Consider the following 6257-nt stretch of genomic DNA (forward strand, 5'->3'; position numbering starts at 1 on the left):
GCATGACCACACCCGCGTACCCCCCGAAGCCGTCGCCCGGCGACCGGATCGCCGTGATATCTCCCTCCTCCGGCCTGCCCGGTCTCTTCCCGCTCCCTCACGAGCTGGGGCTGGAGCGGCTGCGCAAGGAGTACGGCCTCGAACCGGTGGAGTACCCGGCGACCCGGAGGATGGGCTCGACGCCCCAGGAACGGGCCGCCGACATCCACGCCGCGTTCGCCGACCCGGACATCAGGGCGGTGATCGCCTCGATCGGCGGCGACGACCAGATCACCGTCCTGCCGCTGCTGGACCGGGAGTTGATCCAGACCGATCCGAAGCCCTTCTTCGGCATGAGCGACAACACCAACCTTCTCGCCTTCCTGCGCAACTGCGGCATCGTCGGCTATCACGGGGCGACCGTGATGTGCGAGCTGGGCCGTCCGGGCTCCCTGCACCCCCAGACCGCCGAGTCGCTGCGCGCGGCGCTGTTCACGTCCGGCCCGTACGAACTGCGGCCCGCCGAGCGCTGGCGTGACGTCAGCCGTGACTGGGCGGATCCGGCGACCTTCGAAGCCGAACCCGAGACCCGGCCCGGCGACGGCTGGACCTGGGTCAACGCCGATCGCGTCGTGGAGGGCCGCGGCTGGGGCGGCTGCCTGGAGGTCCTCGGCTGGCTGCTGATGGCCGACCGCGAGATCGCGCCCGACCTGGCGGAGTACGACGGCGGGGTGCTCTTCCTGGAGACCTCCGAGGACATGCCGAGCGCCGAGGAGGTCTTCCGCACCCTCAGGAACATGGGCGAGCGCGGTCTCCTCCGGCGCTTCCCCGCGCTGCTCATGGGCCGCCCCAAGACATGGTCCTTCGACCGCCCCAACAGCCCCGAGGAGGGCGCGCGCTACGCCGCCGAGCAGCGTGAGGCCGTACTGAGGGCGCTGCGGGCGTACGCCCCCGAGACCCTGGTCGTCCTCGACGTGGACCTCGGCCACACGGACCCCCAACTCGTCATCCCCTACGGGGGCCTCATCCGCGTCGACGGCCCCGCCCGGCGCATCACCGTCACCTACTGAGGCACGCTCCGCACCACCGCGCGCCCCCGTAACCGGTCGTCACGGTGGGTAGTTGACGCGACATGCAAGACGTACGCTCCGTGAGGGCGCCTTCCATGCTGCGGCTCGCGGCCGCCTCGCTCGCCGGGACGGCCATCGAGTTCTACGACTTCTTCGTCTACGGGACCGCCGCGGCACTGGTCCTCGGGCCGCTGTTCTTCCCGACGTTCTCCCCGCTGGCGGGAACACTGGCCGCCTTCGCCACCTTCGGTGTGGGCTTCGTGGCGCGGCCCCTGGGCTCCGTGCTGTTCGGGCACATCGGGGACCGGCACGGACGGCGGCCCGTCCTCGTCGGCTCGCTGCTGATCACGGGGGCGTCGACGGTCGCCGTCGGCTGCGTACCGACGTACGACTCGATCGGTGTGGCCGCTCCCCTGCTGCTGCTCGTCCTGCGGTTCGTGCAGGGGCTCGGGCTTGGCGGCGAGTGGGGCGGGGCCGTGCTGCTGACCGCCGAGCACGCGCCGGCCGACCGGCGTGGACTGTGGTCGAGCTTTCCGCAGATGGGGCCGCCGGTCGGTTTCGTGCTGGCGAACGGGGCGGTGCTGACGCTGTCGGCGACGCTGACCGACGCCCAGTTCGCAGCGTGGGGCTGGCGGGTGCCGTTCTGGGCCGCCGGGGTGCTGGCCCTGGTGGGGCTGTGGCTGCGCTCGTCCCTCACCGAGAGCCCCAGCTTCCTGGAGATCGACGACTACGCGCGCGTGCCGCTCGCCGAGGTCGTGCGCGACCACTGGCGGCTGGTGCTGCTGACCGCCGGATCACTCGCCGTGGGCTACGCGATCTTCTACGCCGTGACGACCTGGTCGCTGGCGTACGCGACGGAACGGCTCGGGGTGAGCCGTACCGTCATGCTGACCTGCATCATGGCCGCGGTGGTGATGAAGGGCGCACTGACGCCGCTGGCGGCGGTGCTCGGCGACCGCTACGGGCGGCGGCCCCTGTGCCTGATCGGTTGTACGGCGGCCGTCCTGTGGATGTTCCCGATGGTCGCCCTGCTCGCGACCGGCGCGCCGCGGCTGATCTTCCTCGGTTTCCTGGTCGCGCTGCTCGCGTTCGTCACGATGTTCGGGGTGATCGCCGCGTACCTGCCGGAGCTGTACGAGCCCCGGGTGCGCTGCACGGGCGCCGCCGTCGGCTACAACCTCGGCGGAGTCCTCGGAGGCGCGCTGACCCCGATCGCGGCGACGGCACTGGCCGAACAGGGCGGTCGGGTGCCGTGGGGCGTCGGCGCCTACCTCACCGCCATCGCGCTGCTCAGCCTCGGCTGCTTCGCGCTGCTTCCGGAGACCCGGCCGACGGGGGCACGGAAGACCAAGGCGGGCGCGGAGGCAGAGGCGGCGGCGGGCTGACGGGGGCGGGAGCGGCGCGGGGCTGATGGCGGCACGGGGTTGATGGCGGCACGGGGCTGATGGCGGCGCGCGGCCTACGGCCGGGGGTCTCCTCTGTGCGCGGCCCGGCGCCTGCGTCCTGCCTGACCGCCCCGGAGAGCGGCTCCTACGGGTTGACCGCCAGCTCCAGATACGCCGCCAGGATCACCAGGTGGACGCCCCCCTGCAACGGTGTGGCCCGCCCGGGCACAACCGTCAGGGAGGCGACCACGACGGTCAGCGCGAGCAGCACCATGTGGGTGGAGCCGAGGCCGAGGATGAGCGGTCCGGAGAGCCAGATGGACGCCAGGGCCACGGCGGGGATCGTCAGGCCGATGCTGGCCATGGCGGAACCGAGCGCGAGGTTGAGACTGGTCTGCACCCGGTCGCGGCGGGCGGCGCGCAACGCGGCGATGGTCTCGGGCAGCAGCACCAGCAGCGCGATGACCACACCGACGACGGCGTGGTCCATGCCCGCGGCCGCCACTCCCGACTCGATCGTCGGCGACACACCCTTCGCCAGGCCGACCACCCCGACCAGGGCGAGCACCAGCAGTCCGAGGCTGATCCAGGCCGAGCGGCTGGACGGCGCGGCGGCATGGTCGTCCCCGGTGATCACCTCTCCCTGGCGGGTGATGGGGAGGAAATAGTCCCGGTGCCTGATGGTCTGGGTCGCCACGAACAGGCCGTAGAGGATCAGCGAGGACACCGCGGCGAAGGTGAGCTGCACACCCGAGAACTGCGGGCCGGGCTTGCTGGTCGTGAACGTCGGCAGCACAAGGCTGAGCGTGGCCAGCGTGGCGACGGTCGCAAGGGCGGCGCCGGTCCCCTCGGGGTTGAAGACGGCCGTGCGGTGGCGCAGCGAGGCCACGAGGAGGCTCAGGCCGACGATGCCGTTGCAGGTGATCATCACCGCGGCGAACACCGTGTCCCTGGCCAGGGAGGCACTCTTGTCACCGCCGTCCGCCATGAGGGCGACGATCAGCGCCACTTCGATCACCGTGACCGCGACGGCGAGGATCAGCGAGCCGAAGGGTTCGCCGACCCGGTAGGCGACCACTTCGGCGTGGTGCACGGCGGCGAGGACCGCGCCCGCGAGCACAACCGTCATCAGCGCGGTGACCGCGGCCGGCACGTCCCGGCCCCAGGTGAAGACAAGGAGGACCGCCGCGAGCACCGGCACCACGAACGTCCACCCACGGGCGAGTGACGTGAGCCGAGCGGTCATGCGGTGATCGTCCCAGACCGGTTCGGACCTCGCATTCCGGTGGGGAGCACGTCAACGGCAGTCGTACGACGCCGGTACGTCGCCGTCATGGCGTCCACAGGCGAGTCGAACTCGAAACCGCGGGAGCGGTGCCCGGCGATTCGCCGAGCACCGCTCCCGGTGGTTGTCGCCACGCGTCCGCGCGGTCAGACGTCGATGCTGTCCTTCGACGCACCTTCGCCGCGCTCCTGCGCCTCGGCCGCCGCCTGCTTCCGCGAGGCCATCAGGCTGGTGATCGTGGTGACGACCAGGACGGAGCAGATCACGCCGAGCGAGACCGGGATGCTGATCTCGGGGACGTGGACCCCGGACTCGTGCAGGGCGTGCAGCACCAGCTTGACGCCGATGAAGCCGAGGATGACCGACAGGCCGTACGACAGGTGGACCAGCTTCCTCAGCAGGCCGCCGATCAGGAAGTACAGCTGCCTGAGGCCCATCAGCGCGAAGGCGTTCGCGGTGAAGACGATGTACGGGTCCTGCGTGAGGCCGAAGATCGCCGGGATGGAGTCGAGCGCGAACAGGACGTCCGTGGTGCCGATGGCCAGCATCACGACCAGCATCGGGGTCATGACCCGCTTGCCGTTCTCCTGGATCCACAGCTTCGTGCCGTGGTAGCGGTCGGCCACACCGAAGCGGCGCTCGGCGGCCTTGAGGAGCTTGTTCTCCTCGTACTCCTCGTCCTCCGTGTCGGCCCGGGCCTCCTGGATCAGCTTCCAGGCGGTCCAGATCAGGAAGGCGCCGAAGAGGTAGAACACCCACGAGAAGCTGGCGATGATAGCGGCACCCGCGGCGATGAAGATCGCGCGCAGCACCAGGGCGATGAGCACACCGACGAGCAGCACCCGCTGCTGGTACTGCGAGGGCACGGCGAACTTCGCCATGATCAGGACGAAGACGAAGAGGTTGTCGACGCTCAGCGACTTCTCGGTGATGAATCCGGCGAAGAACTCACCAGCGGGCTGTCCCCCGCCGAAGAGGAGCAGGCCGAGGCCGAAGAGCCCGGCCAGGGCGATCCAGACGCCCGTCCAGATCCCGGCTTCCTTGATGGATACGTCGTGGGGCTTGCGCCCGATGAAGAAGTCGACCGCGATGAGTGCGGCCAGTCCGACGACGGTCAGGACCCATAGGGTCACGGAAACATCCACTGCGCCTCCGGCAGTACATAACGGCGAACAGTCAGGTCAGCGTCGTCGCTGCCGGAGGTCTCTTCCACCCAGAAGTGGGCCGACGCCCCGGGATCTGGCCTGATCCGTATTGACGGGTACGTCGCAGTAGTCAGGGAGTACTCCCCTCCGCACGGAAGACAGTACCCCAATCACCAAGGGAAGGTAAAGCGTTTGGCAAAGCGAAGGCCAAGTCCCCTGGTCACATGAGCTTTACCGATGCTTGGTGCGGGCGGCGGCGACCCGGTCGAGCACCTGCTGGAGCACCCGGCTCCCCGGCGGCACCAGCGACGGCTCGTACGTCCAGGCATGGCCCACCCACGGGTCGGCGAGGTGGTCGTCGGGCACCGGGGTCAATCGCAGCAGCGAGCGCCACAGCGGGTCGAGCAGCGGCCCGTAGGCGGTGGCGTCCTCCCGGTCCGCGACCATCATCAGATGGACGCCGACTGCCGGGCCCTCGTCGGCCAGATAGCGCAGCTGGGTGACGGCCCGGTCGTCGAAGCCGTGCGGGAAGTCGTTGACCACCACCAGGTTCTGGGAGGTGTCGAAGCCCGGCGGCAGGGCGTCGGGCACACCGCCGCGCACCGCCATCTGCACCAGGTCGACCCGCTGGGTGAGCGTGCCCAGGACGTCCGCGACCCCCGCGGCACCGACCGCGGGCGGCGCCGCGAGCACCCCGCTCTGCACCAGCGGGACCAGCGTCTGCGCGCCCGATCCCGCGGGGTCGATGACGTACACCGTGAACTCCCCCGCCGGATGCACGGCGAGCAGCCGCGCCACATGCGCCACCGCCGACTCCATCGCCAGACGACGCAGGTCGTGCGCGTCGTGGAACATGCCGTCGGACGAACCGGCACGTCCGCTGTCGATCCACAGACCGCGCTCCAGCGGCAGCCGGACCAGCATCGGGACGCGCAGCTCGGCGGACTCCGGCAGATACAGGTCCCCCAGCCGCAGGGCCATGGGCATCTCCATCGGCACGCGGTACCCGTGCCAGACGGGGTTGTCCCAGCGGGCGTAGGCCGGGGGCAGCGCGGGCTCGACGACGTCGGTCTCGGTGGTCAGCTGGGCGACGTCACGGTCGAAGGCCTGCCGGGCCTCGTCGACGAGCCGGCTGTGCCGGGCGCGGGCCGCCTCACGCGCGGCGTCGGCCTGTCCCCCGATCCGGCAGCGCGGGTCGGACAGGACCGCCTCCAGCTCCTTGTCCATGCGCGACTCGGCGAAGTCGACGGCGCTGCGGTACGCGGCGGCGGTGCGGGCCAGGTCCTCGAACATGCCCCACACCTGGTTGTAGAGCCGCTCGTCCATGGACCAGCCGGTCGCGTCGCCCGCGACGGGCCGGGCGGGCTGACCGGGCGCCGCGGGGGGCGCGGCC

At 70.9% G+C, this 6257-nt stretch carries 4 protein-coding genes and 1 pseudogene; 2 read left to right on the forward strand and 3 right to left on the reverse strand.

Annotation, left to right across the window (positions count from 1 at the left end; all coding sequences use genetic code 11):
- Positions 1 to 2 precede the first annotated feature (2 nt).
- Positions 3 to 1049 (forward strand): S66 peptidase family protein, encoded by a 1047-nt coding sequence (locus AB0O67_RS25235; protein WP_365454118.1) that lies wholly within the window; start codon positions 3 to 5, stop codon positions 1047 to 1049.
- A gap of 95 nt (positions 1050 to 1144) precedes the next feature.
- A complete protein-coding gene (locus AB0O67_RS25240; RefSeq protein ID WP_365454121.1) occupies positions 1145 to 2434 on the forward strand; it encodes an MFS transporter in 1290 nt (429 codons plus the stop codon).
- Positions 2435 to 2579: 145 nt separating this feature from the next.
- On the opposite strand, the gene AB0O67_RS25245 is transcribed toward AB0O67_RS25240, so the two are convergent.
- The 3 genes and pseudogenes from AB0O67_RS25245 to AB0O67_RS25255 form a co-directional block, all read right to left on the reverse strand.
- Positions 2580 to 3680 carry an ionic transporter y4hA gene (locus AB0O67_RS25245; RefSeq protein ID WP_365454124.1) on the reverse strand — a complete coding sequence of 367 codons (1101 nt, stop codon included), beginning with the start codon at positions 3678 to 3680 and terminating at the stop codon, positions 2580 to 2582.
- A gap of 185 nt (positions 3681 to 3865) precedes the next feature.
- On the reverse strand, positions 3866 to 4864 hold the full coding sequence (locus AB0O67_RS25250) for a TerC family protein (protein WP_365454127.1): 999 nt from the start codon (positions 4862 to 4864) through the stop codon (positions 3866 to 3868).
- 231 nt (positions 4865 to 5095) lie between these two features.
- A pseudogene (locus AB0O67_RS25255) lies at positions 5096 to 6257 on the reverse strand (export associated protein); the annotation flags it as partial.

This window comes from Streptomyces sp. NPDC086077, from assembly GCF_040686175.1.
Classification (GTDB): Bacteria; Actinomycetota; Actinomycetes; order Streptomycetales; family Streptomycetaceae; genus Streptomyces.

Bases quoted from the DNA above. Each gene is read 5' to 3' on its own strand.
- AB0O67_RS25235 (WP_365454118.1), top strand. From the start codon at position 3: ATGACCACACCCGCGTACCCCCCGAAGCCGTCGCCCGGCGACCGGATC.
- AB0O67_RS25240 (WP_365454121.1), top strand. From the start codon at position 1,145: ATGCTGCGGCTCGCGGCCGCCTCGCTCGCCGGGACGGCCATCGAGTTC.
- AB0O67_RS25245 (WP_365454124.1), bottom strand. From the start codon at position 3,680: ATGACCGCTCGGCTCACGTCACTCGCCCGTGGGTGGACGTTCGTGGTG.